General features: G+C 65.1%; 17 protein-coding genes. 5 read left to right on the top strand and 12 right to left on the bottom strand.

The annotated features are described in order from the left end of the window. Positions 1-27: 27 nt before the first annotated feature. Positions 28-1,428, top strand: a complete 1,401-nt coding sequence (locus G513_RS0106175; protein ID WP_051144325.1) for a DHA2 family efflux MFS transporter permease subunit — start codon at positions 28-30, stop codon at positions 1,426-1,428. Positions 1,429-1,497: 69 nt separating this feature from the next. Here G513_RS0106175 and G513_RS0106170 read toward each other — a convergent pair whose 3' ends face one another. The 10 genes from G513_RS0106170 to G513_RS21670 all read right to left on the bottom strand — a co-directional run bounded on the left by G513_RS0106170 (position 1,498) and on the right by G513_RS21670 (position 12,460). Next, the gene (locus G513_RS0106170) at positions 1,498-2,184 is read right to left on the bottom strand and encodes a M24 family metallopeptidase (RefSeq protein WP_022975954.1); all 687 of its coding nucleotides are present in this window, start codon (positions 2,182-2,184) and stop codon (positions 1,498-1,500) included. Positions 2,185-2,227: 43 nt separating this feature from the next. Continuing rightward, positions 2,228-2,995 carry a peptide-methionine (S)-S-oxide reductase MsrA gene (msrA, locus tag G513_RS0106165; RefSeq protein ID WP_051144324.1) on the bottom strand — a complete coding sequence of 256 codons (768 nt, stop codon included), beginning with the start codon at positions 2,993-2,995 and terminating at the stop codon, positions 2,228-2,230. Positions 2,996-3,009: 14 nt separating this feature from the next. Beyond that, complete coding sequence (locus tag G513_RS0106160) at positions 3,010-4,866, bottom strand: cytochrome c biogenesis protein DipZ (protein ID WP_028475205.1); 1,857 nt, start codon at positions 4,864-4,866, stop codon at positions 3,010-3,012. 31 nt (positions 4,867-4,897) lie between these two features. Continuing rightward, complete coding sequence (gene msrB / locus G513_RS0106155; RefSeq protein ID WP_022975951.1) at positions 4,898-5,431, bottom strand: peptide-methionine (R)-S-oxide reductase MsrB; 534 nt, start codon at positions 5,429-5,431, stop codon at positions 4,898-4,900. 217 nt (positions 5,432-5,648) lie between these two features. Next, a complete protein-coding gene (locus tag G513_RS0106150; protein WP_028475204.1) occupies positions 5,649-8,081 on the bottom strand; it encodes a TonB-dependent receptor in 2,433 nt (810 codons plus the stop codon). Between the two features lie 102 nt (positions 8,082-8,183). Beyond that, positions 8,184-8,582, bottom strand: a complete 399-nt coding sequence (locus G513_RS21675; RefSeq protein ID WP_022975949.1) for a hypothetical protein — start codon at positions 8,580-8,582, stop codon at positions 8,184-8,186. Further along, entirely contained in the window at positions 8,579-10,366 is a 1,788-nt protein-coding gene (locus G513_RS0106140) for an FAD-dependent oxidoreductase (protein ID WP_022975948.1), read from the bottom strand. Before G513_RS0106140 ends, G513_RS21675 begins: the two co-directional genes overlap by 4 nt. Before the next feature lie 100 nt (positions 10,367-10,466). Then, positions 10,467-11,744: an aromatic ring-hydroxylating oxygenase subunit alpha gene (locus G513_RS0106135; protein WP_084711394.1), complete on the bottom strand. Its 1,278-nt coding sequence runs from the start codon at positions 11,742-11,744 to the stop codon at positions 10,467-10,469. A gap of 16 nt (positions 11,745-11,760) precedes the next feature. After that, entirely contained in the window at positions 11,761-12,117 is a 357-nt protein-coding gene (locus G513_RS0106130) for a hypothetical protein (RefSeq protein ID WP_022975946.1), read from the bottom strand. A gap of 70 nt (positions 12,118-12,187) precedes the next feature. After that, positions 12,188-12,460 carry a tautomerase family protein gene (locus G513_RS21670; protein WP_273456287.1) on the bottom strand — a complete coding sequence of 91 codons (273 nt, stop codon included), beginning with the start codon at positions 12,458-12,460 and terminating at the stop codon, positions 12,188-12,190. Positions 12,461-12,578: 118 nt separating this feature from the next. Here G513_RS21670 and G513_RS21665 point away from each other — a divergent pair, with 118 nt between their 5' ends. Together G513_RS21665 and G513_RS0106115 are read left to right on the top strand one after the other, a co-directional pair. Then, positions 12,579-13,583: a LysR family transcriptional regulator gene (locus G513_RS21665; protein ID WP_022975944.1), complete on the top strand. Its 1,005-nt coding sequence runs from the start codon at positions 12,579-12,581 to the stop codon at positions 13,581-13,583. Between the two features lie 122 nt (positions 13,584-13,705). Beyond that, positions 13,706-15,289: an acyl-CoA synthetase gene (locus G513_RS0106115; RefSeq protein WP_022975943.1), complete on the top strand. Its 1,584-nt coding sequence runs from the start codon at positions 13,706-13,708 to the stop codon at positions 15,287-15,289. A gap of 54 nt (positions 15,290-15,343) precedes the next feature. On the opposite strand, the gene G513_RS0106110 is transcribed toward G513_RS0106115, so the two are convergent. Further along, complete coding sequence (locus G513_RS0106110) at positions 15,344-16,450, bottom strand: CaiB/BaiF CoA transferase family protein (protein ID WP_022975942.1); 1,107 nt, start codon at positions 16,448-16,450, stop codon at positions 15,344-15,346. A gap of 102 nt (positions 16,451-16,552) precedes the next feature. Between G513_RS0106110 and G513_RS24725 the strand changes: the two genes are divergently transcribed. Then, positions 16,553-17,245: a TetR/AcrR family transcriptional regulator gene (locus tag G513_RS24725; protein WP_022975941.1), complete on the top strand. Its 693-nt coding sequence runs from the start codon at positions 16,553-16,555 to the stop codon at positions 17,243-17,245. Position 17,246: 1 nt separating this feature from the next. Here G513_RS24725 and G513_RS0106100 read toward each other — a convergent pair whose 3' ends face one another. Continuing rightward, positions 17,247-18,152: a LysR family transcriptional regulator gene (locus G513_RS0106100; protein WP_022975940.1), complete on the bottom strand. Its 906-nt coding sequence runs from the start codon at positions 18,150-18,152 to the stop codon at positions 17,247-17,249. A gap of 93 nt (positions 18,153-18,245) precedes the next feature. Here G513_RS0106100 and metE point away from each other — a divergent pair, with 93 nt between their 5' ends. Further along, positions 18,246-20,510 (top strand): 5-methyltetrahydropteroyltriglutamate--homocysteine S-methyltransferase, encoded by a 2,265-nt coding sequence (metE, locus tag G513_RS0106095; RefSeq protein WP_022975939.1) that lies wholly within the window; start codon positions 18,246-18,248, stop codon positions 20,508-20,510. Positions 20,511-20,561 lie beyond the last annotated feature (51 nt).

The following is a 20,561-nucleotide window of genomic DNA, read 5'->3' as shown; positions in this document are numbered from 1 at the left end:
GATGGATCCCAAGGAACAGCAACGTCCATGAGCCCCCCTGTGTCATCCCCTGCCCCCGTCGTCGCCCGCGACGCGGCTTCACCCTGGCCGGTGTTCTTCACGGCATGCGTTGCCGTGTTTCTGGTCTCTGTCGATTCCACGGTGCTGTTCGCCGCCTTTTCGCAACTGCGCGGCAGCTTCGCCGGCGCCACGGCAGCCGACGTGTCCTGGGTGATCAACGCCTACACCGTGGTCTACGCCGCACTGCTGGTGCCGGCGGGCCGACTGGCCGATACCCACGGCCGCAAGCACGTATTCATGCTCGGCGTCAGTCTGTTCCTGATTGCGTCGATGGCCTGCGGGCTGGCGCCGAACCTGGCCAGCCTGATCGCGGCACGCGTGCTGCAGGCAGTTGGCGCGGCGATGCTGACGCCAGCCTCGCTGGCGATCGTGCTGGGCGTCTTCCCGATCGAGAAGCGCGCGGTGGTGGTCAGCCTATGGGGTGCGGTCGGCGGTCTGGCGGCAGCGGTTGGACCGAGCCTGGGTTCTTGGATCGTCGATGCCGCAGGCTGGCGCTGGGCTTTCTTCATCAACCTGCCGCCGGCCCTGTGGTCGCTGTGGCGGGCGCGGACCCGGCTTGTGGAAGTACTGCCACCGATTGCCAGACACCGCCCCGACATCATCGGCGTGCTGCTGCTGGCCCTCGGCGTCGGCACGCTGACCTGGGCGGTGGTGCGTACCGAATCGCAGGCGCTGGTCAGCGCGCAGGTGCTCGGTGGCGCTGCAGCCGGCATCGCCCTGCTGGTGGCCTTCGTGTTCTGGGCCCGGCACCGTCCGGAGCCGGCGCTGGATCTGCGCCTGTTCGACAACCGCACCTACAGCGCGGTGAACCTCGCCACTCTCGTATTCGGCATGGCGTTCTCGATGATGTTCTTCGGCTTCTTCTTTTTCATGACCGGCATCTGGCACTACAGCTTGCCGCTCGCCGGCCTCGCGATCACGCCGGGACCATTGCTGGTAGTGCCGGTGGCGATGATCTCCGGCCGCTTCGCTGCTCGCGCGGGGCATCGCCCGCTACTGGTCACCGGCTGTCTGCTGATGGCACTGGGTGGCTTCTGGCAGGCAGGCGTTCCCGGCCTCGATCCCGATTACCTCCGTGACTGGCTGCCCGGCCAGATCCTGACCGGCATCGGTGTCGGCATGGCGCTGCCGTCCTTGTCGGGCGCTGCGGTTGCCAGCCTCGGACCAGCGCAGTACGGCGTCGGCAGTGCGGTCAATCAGGCAGTGCGCCAGTTCGGTAGCGTGCTCGGCGTGGCCTTGACCGTCGTGCTGGTCGGCAGTGAGCGGCTGAGTCTGGTCGAGTTTCGGCATCTGAGCCTGACCTACGCAGGGCTCGCCGTGCTGGCGGCGGCGATCTGCAGCGTGGTGCAGACCCGGCCGCGGCGCTGACAGTCCGGATTCATGGGCGGGGCGGTTAGCGGACACCAGCGGCAAGTGTCGCGGCCGCAACACGGAAGATCAGCCGACCGTCAGCAGCTCTTCGTAAAACGCACCGATCTGCCGCTGGCGATCGACGAAATGAATTTCCAGAATCCAGTGCCGCTGCCGTCCGAGTGAATCCAGCCCACGCATCGGCTGATGGTGGTTGGCGTCTGCATAACCAAGGCTGAGATTCTCCGGAAGACTCTTGTGCGGATACTCGCCGACCAAGTGGGCGGCAATGCTGCCACCGAACGCCCAGCCGGCCTGCGTCGCCAGTGACTGCAGATAGCGGAACAATTCGCTGCCGGTGATCTGCGGGTGTTGTTGGAAGTAGCGCTTGCCGGCCGCAAATGCAGTGGCAACGTCATCACGCAGGCGCAGCTTGGCCGGATCGTTGCCGAGCACATAGGTCCGGCCGAAATCAGCCTCCCAGGCTTCGAAGATCGGCCCGAGATCGACGAAGACCATGTCGTCTTCGCCCAAAGTCAGCTCAGGCGGATCGTCGTCGTAGACCGATATCGTGTTGGCGCCTGCCCGCACCAGGCGCTTGTGCCAATTCCGCTCGATGCCGAATTCACGCAGCCCGAGTTCGGCGATTTCGCGGGTCAGCTGCGATTCGGAAATGCCAGGCCGGATCAGGCTTTGCTCGATCCGCGCGAACAGCGCAGCGGCTTTCGATTGCGCGTCGGCAAGGGCAGCCGCGCGGTCGTCTTCGATCGTCATGCTCGGCCTCCGGCGGCTGAGAATTCGTCGGGGCAAGTCCGGATCAATGCGCCAGCACGGCGACCGAGGTCAGCACCGGCTGATCGCGGTAGCGGTCCGGAAATTCCCGCTTCAGCGCTTCGACCTTCGGAATGTCGTTGATCGCGATATACGCCTGGGTCGGGTTGTGGATCAGGAAATCCTGGTGGTAGGCCTCGGCCGGGAAAAAGCCCGGCAGGGTTTCGGTGGTGGTGACGATCGGCCGCGGGAAGCTGCCGGCTTCGGTCAGCTGGGCGATGTAGCTTTCGGCGATTCGCCGCTGCAGGTCGTTCTTCGGGAAGATCGCCGAGCGATATTGAGTGCCGCGATCCGGCCCCTGACGATCCTTCTGGGTCGGATCGGCGACCACCGAAAAATAGATCTGCAGCAGCTGGCCGTAGCTGACCTGCTTCGGGTCATAGGTGATCTCGACCGCTTCGGCGTGGCCGGTGCGGCCGCTGCCGACCAGCTCGTAATAGGCCGTCGAAGCACTGCCGCCGGCATAGCCGGAGATCGCGCGGCTGACGCCCTTGACGCGCTGGTAGACGCCCTGCACGCCCCAGAAACAGCCGCCAGCAAACACGGCGGTTTCAGTGCCGCTTTGTTCCCCACCACCACTCTGGGCGGGTTCGTCGAGCTTCGGTGCCGGCACTGCTGCTACTGCGGCAGATTTCTCCGAATAGGCAGGTGCCTGCCAGAACAGGGAGACGGCGACCGCGAAGGCGCCGAGCAGCAGCGCGGCACGGGTCATCCGACCCGCAAAGGATGATGACGACGAATTGAAGATCGACATGGGAACGGCCTCATCTAACCAAAAGTGAATGCAAAAGCTTCGACATCAGGATCGAGGAATTCGATCTCGAAGGTCTGCTCCTCGACTGCGCCAGCTTGCCGGACCAGTTGATAGAGCCGCTGCTCGCGAACACGGCCCAGCCCGCTGGCATCGCTGTCGACACCATGGCTGGCTGCTGGCGGCTGGCCATCGAGCAGCACGCGATAACGCACCGGCTTGCCGCCCGGCCCCGGGCCGAGCACCAGGTTGACGTCACGGGCATGGAAGCGGAACGCGATGCGGCCCGTCTTGCTGCTTAAGCGTGCCTGCTCCTTGCCGACGTTCCAGCTGCCGGCCAGCGCCCACTGATTGAGCGTCAGCTGGCCTGGAATGGCGTAAGGCCCGGCTTCATCGCGAACGACGATGCTGGTGGCCGCATCGGCCGAAACGAAGTTCTCGGCGCGGCTGTAGCCGAGATAGGTTTCAGGCGATTTCACCGCAGCATCGTTGGCCGGCTGCGCGACGCCGCTGGTCTCGACCTTCACCAGCCCGCTTTCGTCCGGCGCCTTGCCGGCCTCGGCCAGCAACTGCTGGATCATCTTCTCCGACTCGTCGTAACCGCCTTCGCCGAAATGGTGATGGCGGATGCGGCCTTCCGTGTCGATGAAGTAATGCGCCGGCCAGAAGCGATTGCCGAAGCCGCGCCAGATCGCGTAATCGTTGTCGATGGCGACCGGGTAGTTCACCTTCAGGTCCTTGGTCGCCCGGCGAACATTGTCGAGATCCTTCTCGAATGCGAACTCCGGCGCATGCACGCCGATCACCACCAGCCCCTGGTCGCGGTACTTGTCGGCCCAGGCGCGCACGTAGGGCAAGGTGCGCAGGCAGTTGATGCAGGAGTAGGTCCAGAAGTCGATCAGCACCACCTTGCCGCGCAGGCTTTCGACGCTCAGCGGCGGCGAATTCAGCCATGCGACGGCTCCGGCCAGCGACGGCAGCTTGCCTTCGATCGTCGGTCCGGCAGCGGCGCCATTGTCGGGCGCGGCCATCATCATCCCGCCGTCTGCGTGGTCCGGATCAGCGGCCATCATCATGCCGGGTCCGCCGTTCATGGCGCCGCCATCCACGAGGATGTCCGAGTCTGGCGTCTGGTTCGCCAGCGCACCTTCCGGATGCAGCTGATCGACGATCTTCTGCTCCAGGCCGGCGGTGCTGGCCAGCGACAATCGCGTCAGCAGACCGGTATCAAGCCCGAAAGCGATGGCGATGACGCCCGCCAGCACGGCGGCACCGAGACCTCGACGTATCCATTCGCCAGCGCCCAGCGAACGCTTCAAGGCGGTGAAGACCTTGCCGCCGATCAGCAGCGCCGCGGCCAGGGAAGTCGCTGCGCCAAGACCGTAGGCGACCAGCAGCAACGTGGTCTTGCCGTTCGCGCCCTGCAGCGCGGCACCGGTCAGCACCAGGCCGAGGATCGGGCCGGCGCACGGTGCCCAGAGCAGGCCGGTGGCCATGCCCAGCACCAGCGACGGCAGGATCGAACCCGTGCCGCCCGCTGCATCCGCTGATTGCGACAACCGGCCGCCGAGCGCCACCAGCGGCTGCATCAGGCGATCACCCAGTTCCGGTAGCAGCAGGGTCAAGCCGAAGAAGCCGAGCAACAGGATCGCGACCCAGCGCCCGTACTGGTTGGCCTGCACCGCCCAGCCACCACCGACCGCAGCCAGGGTCGCGACTAGCGCGAAGGTGATCGCCATGCCCAGCAGCATCGGCAGGCCGCTGCGCACGAAGGGCTGCCCGGCACGCGCGAACACGAACGGCAGCACCGGCAGGATGCAGGGGCTCAGGATGGTGAGCACGCCGCCGAGGTAAGCCAGCAGGATCAGCAGCACATCGCCTCCGCGCACAGCATGGGAAATGGTTTCACGCGGCCGCCGGCTTGAAGCTCATCGCCACGCCGTTCATGCAGTAGCGCAGGCCGGTCGGTGCCGGACCGTCGTTGAAGACGTGACCCAAATGGCCGCCGCAGCGGCCGCAATGCACTTCGACACGCACCATGCCGGCCGAACCATCCTGGCGTTCGCCGACGGCGGCCTTGTCGATCGGCTGCCAGAAGCTCGGCCAGCCGGTGCCGCTTTCGAACTTGGTATCGGCAGCGAACAGCTCGCGCTCACAGCCGGCGCAGCCGAAAGTGCCGGCCCGGTGCTCCTCGTTGAGCGGGCTCGTGTAGGGCCGCTCGGTCGATTCGCGACGCAGCACGGCGTACTGGTTCGGCGTCAGCCGCTTGCGCCATTCCTCGTCGCTGTAGCTGATCTCGAAGCGCTCGGCAGACGGCTGTTTCGTCTGGGCAGCGGCGCTTGCGCCAGTCAGCGGTTCACTTTCGCTGCGGCAGCTGATGAAGCTTGCTGCCAGACCGCTAAGGCCCGTCGTGATCAGCAGGCGGCGGGATAGGTTCATGGTTTCTCCGGGTTCTCACGACGGATGAGTCGGCTCATCCTGATACGGAGAGTGTGGTGATCCGGACGAGGCTCGAATAGCGTCGGGCGTTCGGAAATCATGCTCGCAACGCCAGGATCGCGGACGCTCGCTGGGTCGAAAGCAAAAAGGCCCGCAAGGGAAACCATCCCTGCGGGCCTCGAGCCTGCACCCGCTTGTCCGGGCTCGGCAGCCTCGATCAGAACCGGTAGCGAACCGTCATGCCGACGATGCGCGGATCGCTCGGCTGTCCGAGGATCAGGCCGGAATTGCCGGTCTGGATGGTCAGCGCGGTGATGTAGTTGGTATCGAACAGATTGCGGGCGAAGACATCGGCTTCCCAGCCGGTCCTGAACCGATAGCCGAGGCTGGCGTTGGTGACGGTGTAGCCGCTGATCTCGGTGTACTGCGAGGCCGAGGTATCGCTGTTGTAGCCGGTGCGCGCATTCGAATCGACGTGCAGGAGCACCGCACCCGGCCCTGCCGGCAGCGTGTAGTCGAAGCCGATGGTGCCGACCCACTTCGACAAACCCGCCAGCCGGACGCCGGTGAGATTGCAGGCGACGGTGGCGGCGGTCTGCACTTCGAGTGGGCAGGGCCCGGCGGGATAGTCGGTGTTCTCGCCATCGGCATAGGCCATCGAGGCACGTACCTGGAAGCCCTTGAACAGCAGCGCGACCACATCCACTTCCACGCCCTGCACGCGCACTTCGGGAACGTTGGCCGGATAGGAGCGCAGCGCCGCCGTCTCCAGACTCGAGACGACGTTGGCCTGATAGTCCTCGACGACGGAGCGGTAGACAGCAAGGTTCGCGGTGGCGCGGCCGTCGAACAGCGTCGACTTGAGGCCGACCTCGATGGTGGAGTTCTTCTCGTCCTTGATCACCGCTGTTGCCAGCGCCGGCTGGTTCTGGGCATCGAGCGGCAGTCCGGACTGATTGAGGCCGCCGGACTTGAAGCCGTAGGCATAGCTTGCGTAGCTCAGCAGGCCTTTTGTGAGCTGATAGGCGAGATTGGCGCGGCCGGAAACATTGCCGCCGGAATCGGCCGCCGAATAATTCTGCGGACGCAGGATCGACAGCTGGGCGCGCTTGAGTTCCGCTGCGGTCGCCGGGTTGTATTGCGACAGATCGGGGCCGCCGAACACTTGCGTGGCATAGGTGCCGTTCTTGTCCTCATAGGTGTAGCGCAGGCCCAGGGTGCCGGTCAGGCGCGGGATGACTTCGTAACTGACTTCACCGAAGGCCGCGTAACTCTTCACGTCGAAGCGCGACTGGCCGATCTGCCCATAGCCATCCAGCAGATTGCGCGGGATCGGCACCGTGAAGTTGGCCCGGTTGAGCAGCCAGTACGCGGCTTCCGAGCCGTAGACGCTGGTCGGCTGGCCGGAAATCTCCTGCGTGTAGAAGTACAGCCCGCCGACGTAGTTCAGCGGCCCGGCGCCATTGGTGGCGATGCGTAATTCCTGACTGTACTGATCCTGGCGCGAGGGAATGCGCTGGAGGGTCTGGATCGGCACGCCGATGTAGTCGCGATCGTTGGCGACGTTCCAGTCCCAGTAGCGCCAGGCGCTGACCGAAGTCAGGGTTTGCGAGCCCAGATTCCATTCGGTGATCAGCGACGCGCCCCCGTCCTGGGTGTCGATGCGCAGATCCGCGTCGATGTCGGTCAGGCGGTCATAGACATCGCGGCTCGGCGGCTCGTAGCCAAGCCCTGCGGCCAGAGCCGGAAACTGGCGTCCTGCACTGCGCAGGCTCTGGCCAACACGCAGGAAACTCTGCGTGCAGCAGGCGGCTTCCAGATCGGACACGTCGGCGATCAGCCGCAGCTTCAGGTTCTCCATCGGCAGGAACAGCAGCTGACCGCGCAAGGCGTAGTTGTTCAGCGCGTTTTCGTCGACGCCGGTCCTGACGTTTTCGATGACCCCGTCGCGCCGGGTGAACTGGGCGGACACGCGACCCGCGACCACGTTATCGAGCAGCGGTCCGGAGAAGCTGGTCTTGGCCTGCAGGAAATTGAATTCTCCGAGCGAGACTTCGCCGTTCAATTCCGGCGTGAACGTCGGTTCGCGGCTGATGACGTGAATGGCGCCGGCGGTGGTGTTCTTGCCGAACAAGGTGCCCTGCGGGCCGCGCAGCACTTCGATGCGGTCGATGTCGGTGAAATCGAACGACGCGGTGGCCGGACGGCCGTGATAGACCTGATCGACATAGAAGCCGACACCCGGCTCGATGCCGTCGTTCGCGGCACTGACCGACAAGGTATTGGAGCCCAGGCCGCGGATCGTGTACGCGGTGTTCCGGGGATTCGCAGAGTTGTAGTACAGCGCCGGCACCAGCTGGCTCAGCGACTGCGTGTTCACCGTGTAGCTGCTGTCGAGCAGCTTGCCGCCGATCACCGAGATCGCGGCGGGCACCGATTGAACGTTCTCCTCGCGGCGGCGAGCCGTGACGGTCACTTCGCCCAGAGTGGTCGCTTCGCCTGGATTGTTCGCGCTCGGCGCATTCGCCTCGGTCGCATCTTTCGCATCTTTCGCATCGTCGACAGCAGGCGGCGACGTCGACTCCCGGGCCGAGACGGACAGCACGGACAAACACGCCGCTGCAGTGGCGAGCGCAAGCTTGTTAGGCACGGAGACTTCCCTTATTTAATCGTTATATACATGAGAATATAACGGCGCTCCGAAAAATGCCGCAGGGCCCGATCAGGCGCCCAGCGTGGGAAAGCCTCAAGACTAGTTGTTCGGTGCCCCCGCCTCGATCCAGGCCTTGAACAAGGCCCGCTGCGCCGGTTCCAGCAGGCGCGGCGGATCGGACATCGGCATCGCGTTGCCACTGCCGCCGACACTCACATGGCTGCCGTTGAGCTTGTGCCAGAGATAGCTCTTGTCCGGCTGTCCCGGAGTGACGCGCATCAGCGGCGACTCGTTGCTCGCGGTGCCGACCAGACTGGCGTGGGAGCTTACGCGAGCCAGGTTGAGGCCGCCGTTTTCGGCGCCGGTGACGTGGCAGTACACGCACTGGGCGTTGAAGATCGGCTGCAGCTGAGTGCGGTAGCTGACGGCGGCCTCGTCTGCAGACGCCGCCATCGCGATCAGCGCGCTGCCCAGCCCGATCACGAACCAGGTCTTCATGCCGAACGCACCGGCTCGGCCAGCGCTGCGGTACCGGCGAGATAGCCGAAGGTCATTGCCGGGCCGATGGTGCCGCCGCCGGCCCAGTAAGCCTGACCGGCCGGAGCCGCCACGCAGTTGCCGGCGGCGTACAGGCCGGGAATCGGCTTGCGCTGGGCATCGAGCACCTGACCCTGCGAATTGACCACCGGGCCACCCTTGGTATCGAGCGTGCCGGCGCCGACGATCGTCGCGTAGTAAGGGCCTGCATCGGCGATCGGATGCATCAGCAGATTCGGGTTTGGATTGGCAACTTTCGGCACCGCCATGAAATGGAACGCGGTTTCGATCGGCGCTTCGCCGCGCGAGAAATCCGGATCGCGCCCGGCCTTTGCAAAGCCGTTGTAGCGCTTGATGCTGGCTTTCAGATTGGCCAGGAAATCCTTGTCGAGCTTCAGGTTGCCGGTCTTGGCGGCGATGCTGGTCAGACGGCTTTCGATGTTCTTCGCCAGGTCCTCAAGCGTCTTGCCTTCGATGACGTGATCGAGCTTGGCGTTGGCGGCCGGGATCGGGTCGTAGCCGGCGAACAGCTTGGCCGTGCGCGCATCCCAGATCATGAAGCCGAGCAGGTTCGGGTACTCGGCCTTGACCGGGTCCCAGACGAAGTGAGATTGCGCGCGCTCGTCGTACTGGATCTTTTCGTTGACCCAGCGGTGACCATAGCGATTGACCTGGATCATGCTGTCGCCCGGTGTCGACCAGATGTCCTGCGGCACGCTGCGAGTCTTCAGCGCGACTTCGACGGCGATCTGGCCCCACCAGGCGTTAGACATGTTGCCGAGCACGGCACCGGCTTTCTGGGCGATGGCGATGAAATCGCCGGTGCTGCCGGGCGCCGCACAGCCGCCCCATATGTGCCCCTTCAGATGGGCGCGGCTCAGTTCGACGCTGTGGGTGAAACCACCGGAGCAGAAGATCACCGCTTTCTTCGCCCGGAAGTTCACCGGTTCGGCATCGCCACGATCGACTTTCAGGCCGATGACGGCGCCTGCGCTGTCGCGGATCAGATCCTGCACCTGATGTTCGAGCAGCATCTGGATCGGCAGCTTGTCGAAGCCCTGCTGCAACTGCCAGAGCAGAGATTCCCCGCCTCCGCCGTTCTGCGGCCAGACGATGCGTTCCGCATGGCCGCTGATGTCCGGCACCAGCGAGCGCCCGCGCGGCACCTTGCACTCCGGCAGCTGCGCGTAATAGTCCGGAAACGGCTTGCCTTCCCAGGTGTACCAGGGCATCGGCTTCAGGCCGGTGTTGGCGCTGAGGGTCTTCACGACCTTGGCGGCGTTGTCGAAAAAGGCGGCAATCAGATCGTATTCGGCCTGGCTGATGCCGAGCAGCGGTTCGCTCTCGACATAGCGATGCGGGTACGACAGCCGCACCATGTAGCGCAGCGCGTCGGCGCGATTGTCGGCAATGCCCTGCGAGGCCAGCCAGGCATTGTCCGGAATCCAGAACACGCCGCCGGATTTTGCCGTGGTGCCGCCCTTGAACGGCATCTTCTCGAGCATGATCACCGACGCGCCCTTGCTCGCGGCAGCCAGCGCCGCCGCGGTGCCGGCAATGCCGGTGCCGACGATCAGCACATCGGCTTCGGCAGTCCATTTCGTCGCGGCAGGGCTGGCGGCATGGGCCAGCGCCGGCAAGCTGCCGGCCGCGGCAACCGAGCCTGCAGCCAGGCCCTTGAGCAGCGCGCGGCGGGTACGCAGCTGCGGCTCGTCGCCGACTGCGGCAGTCTCTTTCTCGATCACGGCTCTCTCCTTCCAGAATGATTTTTATCGTTATCGGTCGGCGCCGGTCGCGATCTGATGTCGCGATCCGGCGCTGCCGTGCAGCTTGCTCAGTGCGATTTCAGCTCAGGGCGTCGGCGACGTGGTCGGCCTTCACCCACTTGTCCAGCACGTGCAGCGAATGGCGGATCAGCATCTCCGCATCCTGCAGGATCATCGTGTCCTTGGCGCCACTCTCCAGCCCGCGCTGGATGCGCTCGCAGTTGGTAACGTCTTCCAGCACCACTTCGGCCCAGCGGCAGGCGTAGTGCTCCAACTGCAGGCGATGGCGGATCGACATCGTCTTCGGGATGTAGATCTTCAGGGTCCACTGCGTGCGGTTGTGGGCAACCGGCCAGAACTCGTGGGTCCAGAAGCCGCCGGTGGAGTAGTCGATGTTGAAGTTCGGGAAGATCCAGGTGACGTCCGCGGACCACGAGCGATCCTTGGTCGGATTGATCGCCGGATGCGCGGTCAGCGCGGCAGCGTTGCCGCTGTCATCGCCACCGAGCACGCCGCCGGTGTCCTGCACGTAGACCAGTTGCTCGACCTTCGAGGTCGGTGCCGGCACGTAGTCCGGATTGCCGTAGGCCGAGAAATGACGATGGATGCCGTGTGCCATCGCGCTCAGCGGCCGCGCATAACGGTTCTGCTCGGGATGGGCGAAGCCCGGCGCCAAGGTAGCCGGATGCAGGCTTGGCACGTGGTAGGGCTCGGCGAAGGCATCGGCGATCAGCTTCCAGTTGGCCTTGAAATCGGCCTGGATGACGATCGTCTCGTCGAGATTGAAGTACGGGATGCCGGCATAGCGGGTGCCGAACGGGCCGAGGAATTCGGCCAGCGACACCTCCGGCCTGCTCTGGTGATTCAGGAAGATGAAGCCTTCCCAGACTTCGCAGCTGATCGGCGTCAGCCCGCAGGCCTTCTTGTCGAGATCGAAGAAATGCTTCTGGTCGGGCACGCCGATCAGTTCGCCATCATTGCGGTACTGCCAGTTGTGGTAGCGGCAGACCAGTCGTTCGGCGACACCGCAAGTCTGGTTGACCACCAGGTTGCCGCGATGGCTGCAGACGTTGTGGAAGGCGCGGATCTTGTTGTTCTTGCCGCGCGTCACCAGCACCGAGGCCTTCCAGATCTCGATGTCCTTGACGAAGTAGCTGTTCTCCTGCGGCAACTGCTCGACCCGGCCGATGCACAGCCAGGCGCGCTTGAAGACGCGCTCGCGCTCCAGCTCGAAGAATTCCGGCGAGCGATAGGGCTCGACCGACACCGGGCCGGTCGACAGGCCGGCCTCATGGGTGAAGCTGCGTTCGTCGATGACGTGGCGTGCGGACGCCGGGGTTTCGATCACTGCGCTCATGTTCGTTCGCTCCGGTTCAGATACGGCCGCCATGCGGCCACGGACCCTGGGTGATTCGGACCGCACTCGGCCAGGTCGAATCGAAGGCGCGCGGTTCACCGTGCATCTCCACTGCGATCGCGGCGTGGTTCATCGCCAGCAGCAGCTTGAACAGGCGCTCGCTGGCCGGCGGCATCTGGCCGAGCGTGAACTGTTCGCAGTGGACGATGGCCTGCTCGGCGCGGGCGACGATGGCGTCGTAGAAGCGCTGGATGGCATCCATCTCGGCGGTGGAACGGGCGGCACGGCGCTGGTCGTTGGTATCCAGCACCCAATACGGCACGAAGCCTTCGAGTTCCTCGAAACCCGGAGGCAGGCTGCTTGCTGCGGTCATGCGGTGATCTCCTTGTCGCACTCGTGTTCTCGCTTCGTCCGCTTCTTGTGGCGGATCGGGCGCTTGCTGCCTACTTCGATACCGCTTCCATCTCCAGATTCTTGACCAGGCTGGTATCACGACGCCGTTTCGACAGCGGCAGTTCACCGGCAGTGATGCCGGCCAGCGCGAAATGTTCGACACCGAGTTCGTGGATCAGCACGCGCACCGAATCCTTCGGCACGCCGAGTGCCGCAACGGCGGCGTCGGTCAGCGCGACATGCAGGGCGCGCTTCTGGGTGACGGTCCTGCCTTCGAGCATGTTGACCTGGATGATCGGCATCTTTGTCGCGCGCCTCCGTATTTGCTGCGCCTTGCAAGTGCTGCTGAAACTAGTGGCGTACGGCGTATCCGTCTAATACCTTTGGCCGGCCGGGGTGATACAAGATCGGCATCGCCCAGGACTCAATTCAGGAGAAAGCATGGCGGCTTCGAGCTTCATGGACTTCCGTCGTCTGAGTTGTTTCGTGGCCGTGGTCGAGCAGCGCAGCTTTCGCGCTGCGGCGCTCAAGCTGCACATCTCGCAGCCGCCGCTGACCCGCCACGTGCAGATGCTGGAAAGCGCGCTCGGCGTGCAGTTGCTGGTGCGCAGCGCCGGCGGCATCGAGCCGACGGCCGCCGGCAAGCTGTTCTACGAGGAAGCCCGCAACCTGCTGATGCTGGCTCAGCAGGCCGGCGAGCGCGTGCGGCTGGCCGGACAGGGACGCATCGGCCGGCTCGACATCGGCGTGTTCGGCTCGGCGGTGCTCGGCGCGATCCCGAAGATCGTCCATGCCTTTCGCGACAGCCATCCCAAGGTCGAACTGGTGCTGCACAACCTCGACCGCGCCAGCCAGATCAAGGCGCTGCGCGAACGGCGGATCAGCGTCGGCTTCAACCGTTATTTCGCCGATGAAAGCGATCTGCGCTGGGAAGTGATCCAGACCGAGCGCATGCACGTCGTTCTGCCGTCCCAGCATCGCCTCGCCGGCCGTCGCGAGCTGAGCCTGGCGGACATCGGCCAGGAGCCGCTGATCCTCTATCCGCGCGCCCCGCGTCCCGGTTTCATCGACGAGATGATGCGACTGTTCAGCGCCCAGCGGATCACGCCCAACGTCGCCCACGAGATCGACGACATGGTCACCGCCATCGGCCTCGTCGCCAGCGGTTTCGGCCTCAGCCTGCTGACCGATTCCGGCTGCAATCTGCGGGTGCCGGGCACCGTGCAGATTCCGCTGCGCAAGGCTGATCGCGCCACCGTCAACCTGTGCATGATCCATCGCCGAGACGAGGACGACTCGAGCCTGCTGCAGGCTTTTCTCGAGACGGCGCGCTCGCTGCGCGCCAGCCTCGATGGTGTTGTCGACGAGCCGGAGGCGCCCTCGCCCGCAGCGCCGATGGCCAGACTGAAACACGCCGTCAAAGCGGTGAGCCGCAAACCCCGCTGAGCGATTCGCGACGACTGCCCGACCAGGTGCTTCTGTCTTTCGCGTTCAGCGGTTAAGGTTGCTGTTCAGAACATGCGTCGGCCGTGCCCCGACGCCCAACCAACAGTGCGAGAAAGAACCCCGTGAGCCAGCCCCTGCCCGCCGACATCGTCCGTGCCCGCCGCAATACCCTCGGCGATGCACTGCGCCGCACCGCGCGCCGCTTTCGCGGCAAGACCGCGCTGCGCTTCAACGATCGCAGCTGGACGTTCACCGAACTCGATCAGGCCGCCGATCGCCTCGCCGCCTGGTATGTCGGCCTGGGTATCGGCACCGGCGATCGCGTGCTCTGCTACGGCCGCAATTCGGATGCCTATCTGCTCGCCTGGCTGGGCTGCGCCCGGCTTGGTGCCATTCATGTGCCGATCAATTACGCGCTGACCGGCGACGAACTGATCTATCTGGTCCGTCAGTCCGGCGCCCGGCTGATCCTTTGCGATCCAGACCTGGAAACCAATCTTGAAGTGCTGCCCGGCGCGCTCGGCGCGCAATGCCCGCCATCGCGTCGCCTGCATGGCGATCCGGGACAGGATCTGCTCAGCGTCGCCCGCAGCGAGACACCGTCGCAGGCGGTGGAATACGAGGTTGATGATCACGGCGTCGCCCAGATTCTCTACACCTCCGGCACCACGGCAGCGCCGAAGGGTGCCGCGCACACCCATGTCGGCATCCTGTTCGAGTACCAGTCCTGCGTGCAGGATCTCGAATTCAAGGAACGCGACCGCAACCTCGCCGCGCTGCCGCTCTATCACACGGCCCAGATGCACGTGTTCACGATGCCGCAGCTGCTGTCCGGCGCGCTGGTGCTGCTGATCGAAAGCCCGGCGCCAGCCAAGGTGCTGGAGCTGATCGAACAGGAGCGCATCACTTCGTTCTTCGCGCCGCCGACAGTCTGGATCAGCCTGCTGCGCCATCCGGATTTCGCCAAGCGTGATCTGAGCTCGCTCGAGAAGGTCTATTACGGCGCCTCGATCATGCCGGTGCCGGTGCTGCAGGAACTGCGTCAGCGGCTGCCGAAGGCCGAGCCCTACAACTGCTACGGCCAGACCGAGATCGCGCCGATGGCCACGGTGCTGAAGCCGCATGAGCACGAAGCCCGTCCGGCGTCCTGCGGCCGGCCGGTGTTCAACGTCGAGACCCGAGTCGTCGACGAAGAGATGAACGACTGCCCCACCGGCACGCTCGGCGAGATCATCCACCGCTCGCCGCATCTCACCGTCGGCTACTGGGAAAAGCCCGAACAGACCGCCGAAGCCTTCGCCGGCGGCTGGTTCCATTCCGGCGATCTTGGCTACTTCGATGAAGAGGGCTATCTGTTCATCGCCGATCGGGTCAAAGACGTGATCAACACTGGCGGCGTGCTGGTGGCCAGCCGCGAAGTCGAGGAAGCGCTGCTGACCCATGCCTCGGTGTCGGAAGTCGCCGTGGTCGCCCTGCCCGATCCGAAATGGATCGAGGCGGTCAGCGCCTTCGTCGTGCTCCGCGACGGCGCCACCGTCACCGCCGAGGAACTGATCGCCCACTCGAAGACCACGCTGGCGCCATACAAGGTGCCGAAGCAGGTGATCTTCGTCGACAACCTGCCGCGCAATACCGCCGGCAAGATCTTGAAGCGCGACCTGCGCAAGGCGCATACCGGCTCCGACACGATCTTCGCGACGGGTTGAGTCAGAACAGCGCTTCCGATTGTGTCCGGAAGCGCTGTTCTGTCGTGAGGAACCTCAGCCGCGCAGCGGCCCGAGCACGGCCTCGTTGTCGGCACCGAGCTTCGGCGACTTTCCGTTCACGGCCTGGGCGTTGTCGAAGAAGATCGGCAGGTTGAACGCCGGTTTGCCGTTGTCGTCGACGACCATGTTGCGGGCGACGACCTGTTCGTTCTGCAGCGCTTCGCTTGGGGTCAGGATGGCGCTGACGCAAGTTTCCTCGTGGGCGAGCAGCGCTTCCCATTCGTCCCGCGTGCGGGTCTTGAACAGGGCGATCAGTTCCTGGCGCAGCGGTTCGCCGACCTTGCCGGGCGCAGCTGGCAGCTTGGCCAGATCGGCGCGGCCGGCGAGCTTCAGCACTTCGGCGAAGAACTTCGGTTCCAGCGAGCCGACGGCCAGGTGCTTGCCGTCGCCGCACTCGTAGACGGCGTAGTTCGGCAGCGCGCCGGACAGGAAATCGCCGCCGCGTGGTGGGGCCTTGCCGAAGGTGCGGATCGCCGACAGCGACAACACCTGCATCGCCAGGGTGGCGTCCATCATGCCGACGTCGACGAAGCTGCCGACGCCACTGGCGCGAGCGCCAATGAGTGCGGCGAGGATGCCGACCGCGCAGCTCAGCGCGCCGCCGGCGATATCGGCCACCTGCAGATTGCCGACCACCGGGCCGGACGCGGCGTTGCCGGTCTGCTCCAGTTCGCCGGCGTAGGCGCGGTAGTTCATGTCATGACCAGGGCGATTCCGGTACGGGCCGGTCTGGCCGTAGCCGGTGAGCGCAGCGAACACCAGGCGCGGGTTGATCGCTTTCAGCACCTCGTAGCCGCAGCCGAGGCGATCCATGACGCCGGGCCGGAACGATTCGATGACCACGTCGGCATCGGCCACCAGCTTCTTGAACAGCGCGACATCGACAGGCTGGCGCAGATCCAGCGTCACCGATTTCTTGCCGCGATTGACCGCCGAAAACATCTCCGCCGACATCGCCCGGGCGTAATCGCCGCCGTTCGGTTCCTCGATCTTGATCACCTCGGCGCCGAGCTGGGCAAGATACAGCGTGCAGAACGGGCCAGGCAGCAGGCGGGACAGGTCGAGCACGCGGACGCCGTGCAGCAGCGGATTGGAGGTCATCGTTCGGGATCGGGTTGGTGCGAAGTGGGCTGGTCAGCAGCGGTGATTTTACATACAGTCTGGACGGTATCGTAATTTTCCAGGCACCCCAACTTCTTACCGATGAGTGCTGCATCTCCTGTCCCGAAAAAGCTGCGCCGCACCCAGGCCGAGCGCAGCGACAGCATGCGCAGCCGCCTGCTCGAAGCAACCCTGCAAAGCCTCGCCGAAGACGGCTATGCGGCGTCGACCCTGAGTTCGATCGTCCGCCGCGCCGGCGTCTCGCGCGGCGCCCAGGTGCACCACTACCCGAACAAGCAGGCGTTGATGCTCGACGCCGCCGAGGATCTGCTGCGCCGCACCTACCGGCAGCTGGGCGAACTGCTGCTGTCGATCGGCGACGAGGACGACCGGCTGACTCGGCTGGTCGAAGCGGCCTGGGATCAGGTGTTCTCGACGCCGCTGTTCCATGCCTACACCGAGCTGCTGGTCGCATCCCTGCGCGACGACAATCTGGCCGATGCCTTGCGGGAGCGACTGAAGCGCGTGCAGAGCGTGTTTGCGCCGGCGGTCGAGCATTACTTCGAGCCCAATCCAAAGCTTGGCGGCACCAGCAAGGCCGATCTGCACGCGCTGTTTCAGCAGCTGAGCTGCTTCCTGGTCGGCCTCGCAACCCAGGCGCATCTGATGAAGGATCGCGCCCAGGTGCAGGCGCATCTGGCGCTGTGGGCGCGGCAGGCCGGCCTGGTAATGAAGGCGCGCAAGGGCGTGCGCCTGCCGCCACCGAGGCCCGAGGCCTGGCCGCGTAAGAGTTGAGTCAAAGCACGCCCGAGCAGCGGCGAACCTCGGCCAGGAAATCGCTCATGAACGGCTTGGCGGCGAGGCTTTCGGGAATCGCCGCGTACAGATCGCAGCGCAGGCCATTCGGGCCCAGCGGCTTGCCGATCACATAGCTGCGCGCCAGATACGGCGCGATGCTCCACTCCGGCAAGGCGGCGATGCCGCGATTGCTGGCCACCAGTTGCAGGATGGCGACGGTGAGTTCCACCTTGCGCCGCTGGCTGGTGACGCCGGCCGGCGCCAGAAAATGGCGAACCACGTCGAGCATGTCCTCGTCGACCGGATAGCTGATCAAGGTTTCGCTGGCGAAATCGACGGGCTCCAGAAACGCCTTGCGGGCCAGCGGATGACGCGGCGACAGGACCGCCAGGGTTTCGTAGCTGAACAGCTTTTCCACCACGACTGCCGTGCGCGGCGGCGGCCGATCATGGATCACCGCGAAATCGGCGGCGCCTGACTCGACCAGCGCCATCGGGTCGATCTGGAAGCCGCCGACCAGATCCAGCTCCACGTCCGGCCAGTGCTCGCGGAAGGCATCCATCGCCGGCATCAGCCAGTCGAAACAGGTGTGGCATTCCACCGCCACCCGCAGGGCGCCGCTGCGGCCAGACACCCATTGCGCGACTTCACGCTCGGCCTGCGCCGTCATCGCCAGCACCGTACGGGCCAGTTCCACCAGCTTCGTCCCCGCCTGGGTGAAGCGCAGGGGCTTGGTGTTGCGCTCGAACAAGGGCGCTCCGTAACGCGCTTCCAGCGCTTTCAGTTGATGCGACAACGCCGACTGGGTGACGAACACGCGCTCCGCCGCCTTGCCCAGCGAACCGGTCTCGGCAAGCGCCAGCAGGGTTTGCAGGTGGCGCATCTCCAGCGGCGATTGAGACATGAATGAAATTCATCGAAGTCGTGAAAACACTACGATTGAATCATGGGCGAGCTGCCGTGACCATGCCTGCCCCTTGCACGCCCGATTCCGCACATGACCGTCGCCCACATCCTTGGCTTTCCCCGCATCGGCTCACGCCGCGAACTGAAGACCGCGCTCGAGGCGCACTGGAGCGGCAAGCTCGACGAAGCGGGCTTGCAGTGCGTTGGCCAGGATCTGCGTGCGCGACACTGGCAGTTGCAGCGCGCTGCCGGGCTGGAGTTCGTCACCGTCGGCGACTTCGCCTGGTACGACCATCTGCATACCGTCACCGCACTGTTCTCCGCGGCACCGGCGCGTTTCGGCCTCGGTGGCCGAGTCGACCTCGCCGGCTACTTCGCGATGGCGCGCGGCACGGCCGAGCAACCGGCGCTGGCGATGAAGAAGTGGTTCGACACCAACTACCACTACCTGGTCCCCGAGATCGGGCCGTACACCCGCTTCACCCTGAACCGCGACTGGCTGCTGCTGGACGTGCGCGAAGCGCTGGCGCTGGGCCACAGGGTCAAGGTCGTGCTGCCAGGCCCGCTGACCTGGCTGTGGCTGGCGGCCAGCGAGCCGGACTTCGACAAGCTGAAGCTGCTGAGCCTGCTGCTCAACGGCTACTTCGTGCTGCTGGCCGAGCTGAAAGCACTGGGCGTGCACTGGCTGCAGGTCGACGAACCGATCCTGGCCCTCGATCTGCCGCCGGACTGGCTGGCGGCGCTGCCGGTGGTCTATCGCGAACTGGCCAGCGCCGGTCCGGCGATCCTGCTCGCCACCTACTTCGGCAGCGTGGCGCAGCACGCGGCCTTGCTGAAACAGCTGCCGATTGCCGGCCTGCATCTCGATCTGGCCCGCGCGCCGCAACAGCTCGACGCTTTCCTCGCCGATTGGCCGCAGGACAAGATCATGTCGCTGGGCGTGATCGACGGCCGCAACCTGTGGCGAACCAATCTGGCGCTTGCCCTTGCCAAACTAAGCAAGGCGAAAGCAATCCTCGGCGATCGCCTCTGGGTCTCCGCGTCCTGCTCGCTGCTGCATGTGCCGACCGACCTCGCTCGCGAGCACAAGCTCGATCCCACCCTCAAAAGCTGGATGGCCTTCGCGACGCAGAAGCTGGACGAAGTCGCGCTGCTCAAGCGCGCGCTCGACGATGGCGAAGATGCAATCGGTGATGCGCTGCAAGCTTCCACGGCAGCAGCGCAGACGAGGCGGCTGGCGACGACCACGCTGCGCCCCGAAATCCGGGCCAGAGTCGCCGCCTTGTCCGAGGCCGATGCCCGACGTGGCGCGCCGTTCGTGGCGCGCATCGTCCAGCAGCAGGCAGTGCTGAATCTGCCGCCGCTGCCGACCACGACCATCGGCTCGTTCCCGCAGACCGCCGAGATTCGCGCCGCGCGCGCCGCGTTCAAGGCCGGCAAGCTAGGGGAACAGGACTACCGGCAGGCGATGCAGGCGGAAATCCGCTACGCCGTCGAGCAGCAGGAAACACTGGGTCTCGACGTGCTGGTCCATGGCGAAGCCGAGCGCAATGACATGGTCGAGTACTTCGGCGAGCAGCTCGATGGTTACTGCTTCACCGAGAACGGCTGGGTGCAAAGCTATGGCTCGCGCTGCGTCAAACCGCCGGTGATCTATGGCGATGTGGCAAGGCCGCGGGCGATGACCGTCGAATGGGCGCGCTACGCGCAAAGCCTGACGACCAAGCCGATGAAGGGCATGCTCAGCGGTCCGATCACCATGCTGTTCTGGAGCTTCGTGCGGGACGATCTGCCGCGCCGCGAGGTCGCGCTGCAACTGGCGCTGGCCTTGCGCGACGAGGTCTGTGACCTCGAAGCGGCCGGCATCAAGGTGATCCAGATCGACGAGCCGGCGATCCGTGAAGGTCTGCCGCTGAAGAAGGCCGACTGGCCCGCGTACCTCGATTGGGCGGTGCGCGCGTTCCGTGTCTGCGCCTCCGGCGTCCGCGATGACACGCAGATCCACACGCACATGTGCTACTCGGAGTTCAACGACATCCTGCCGTCGATTGCAGCGATGGATGCCGATGTCATCACCATCGAAACCTCACGCTCGCGAATGAAGCTGCTCGATGCCTTCGCCGAGTTCCGCTATCCGAACGACATCGGCCCGGGCCTGTACGACATCCACTCACCAAGAGTGCCATCGGCTGGCGAGATGAAGACCTTGCTCGATCGCGCACTGTCGGTGGTGCCGGCCGAACGTCTCTGGGTGAATCCGGACTGTGGTCTCAAGACCCGTGCCTGGCCGGAGACCGAAGCGGCGCTGCGCCTGATGGTCAGCACCGCACGGCAGGCTCGCGCGAGCCTGGGCTGAGGCCGAAGTGCCGCTTGATGTGTCAGGCCGCTGTGGATCGGTAGAATCGAG

This window comes from Nevskia ramosa DSM 11499 (genome assembly GCF_000420645.1).
GTDB classification, from domain to species: domain Bacteria; phylum Pseudomonadota; class Gammaproteobacteria; order Nevskiales; family Nevskiaceae; genus Nevskia; species Nevskia ramosa.
The sequence above is the reverse complement of the archived record's forward strand: the minus strand, read 5'-3'. Positions and strand labels throughout refer to the sequence as shown.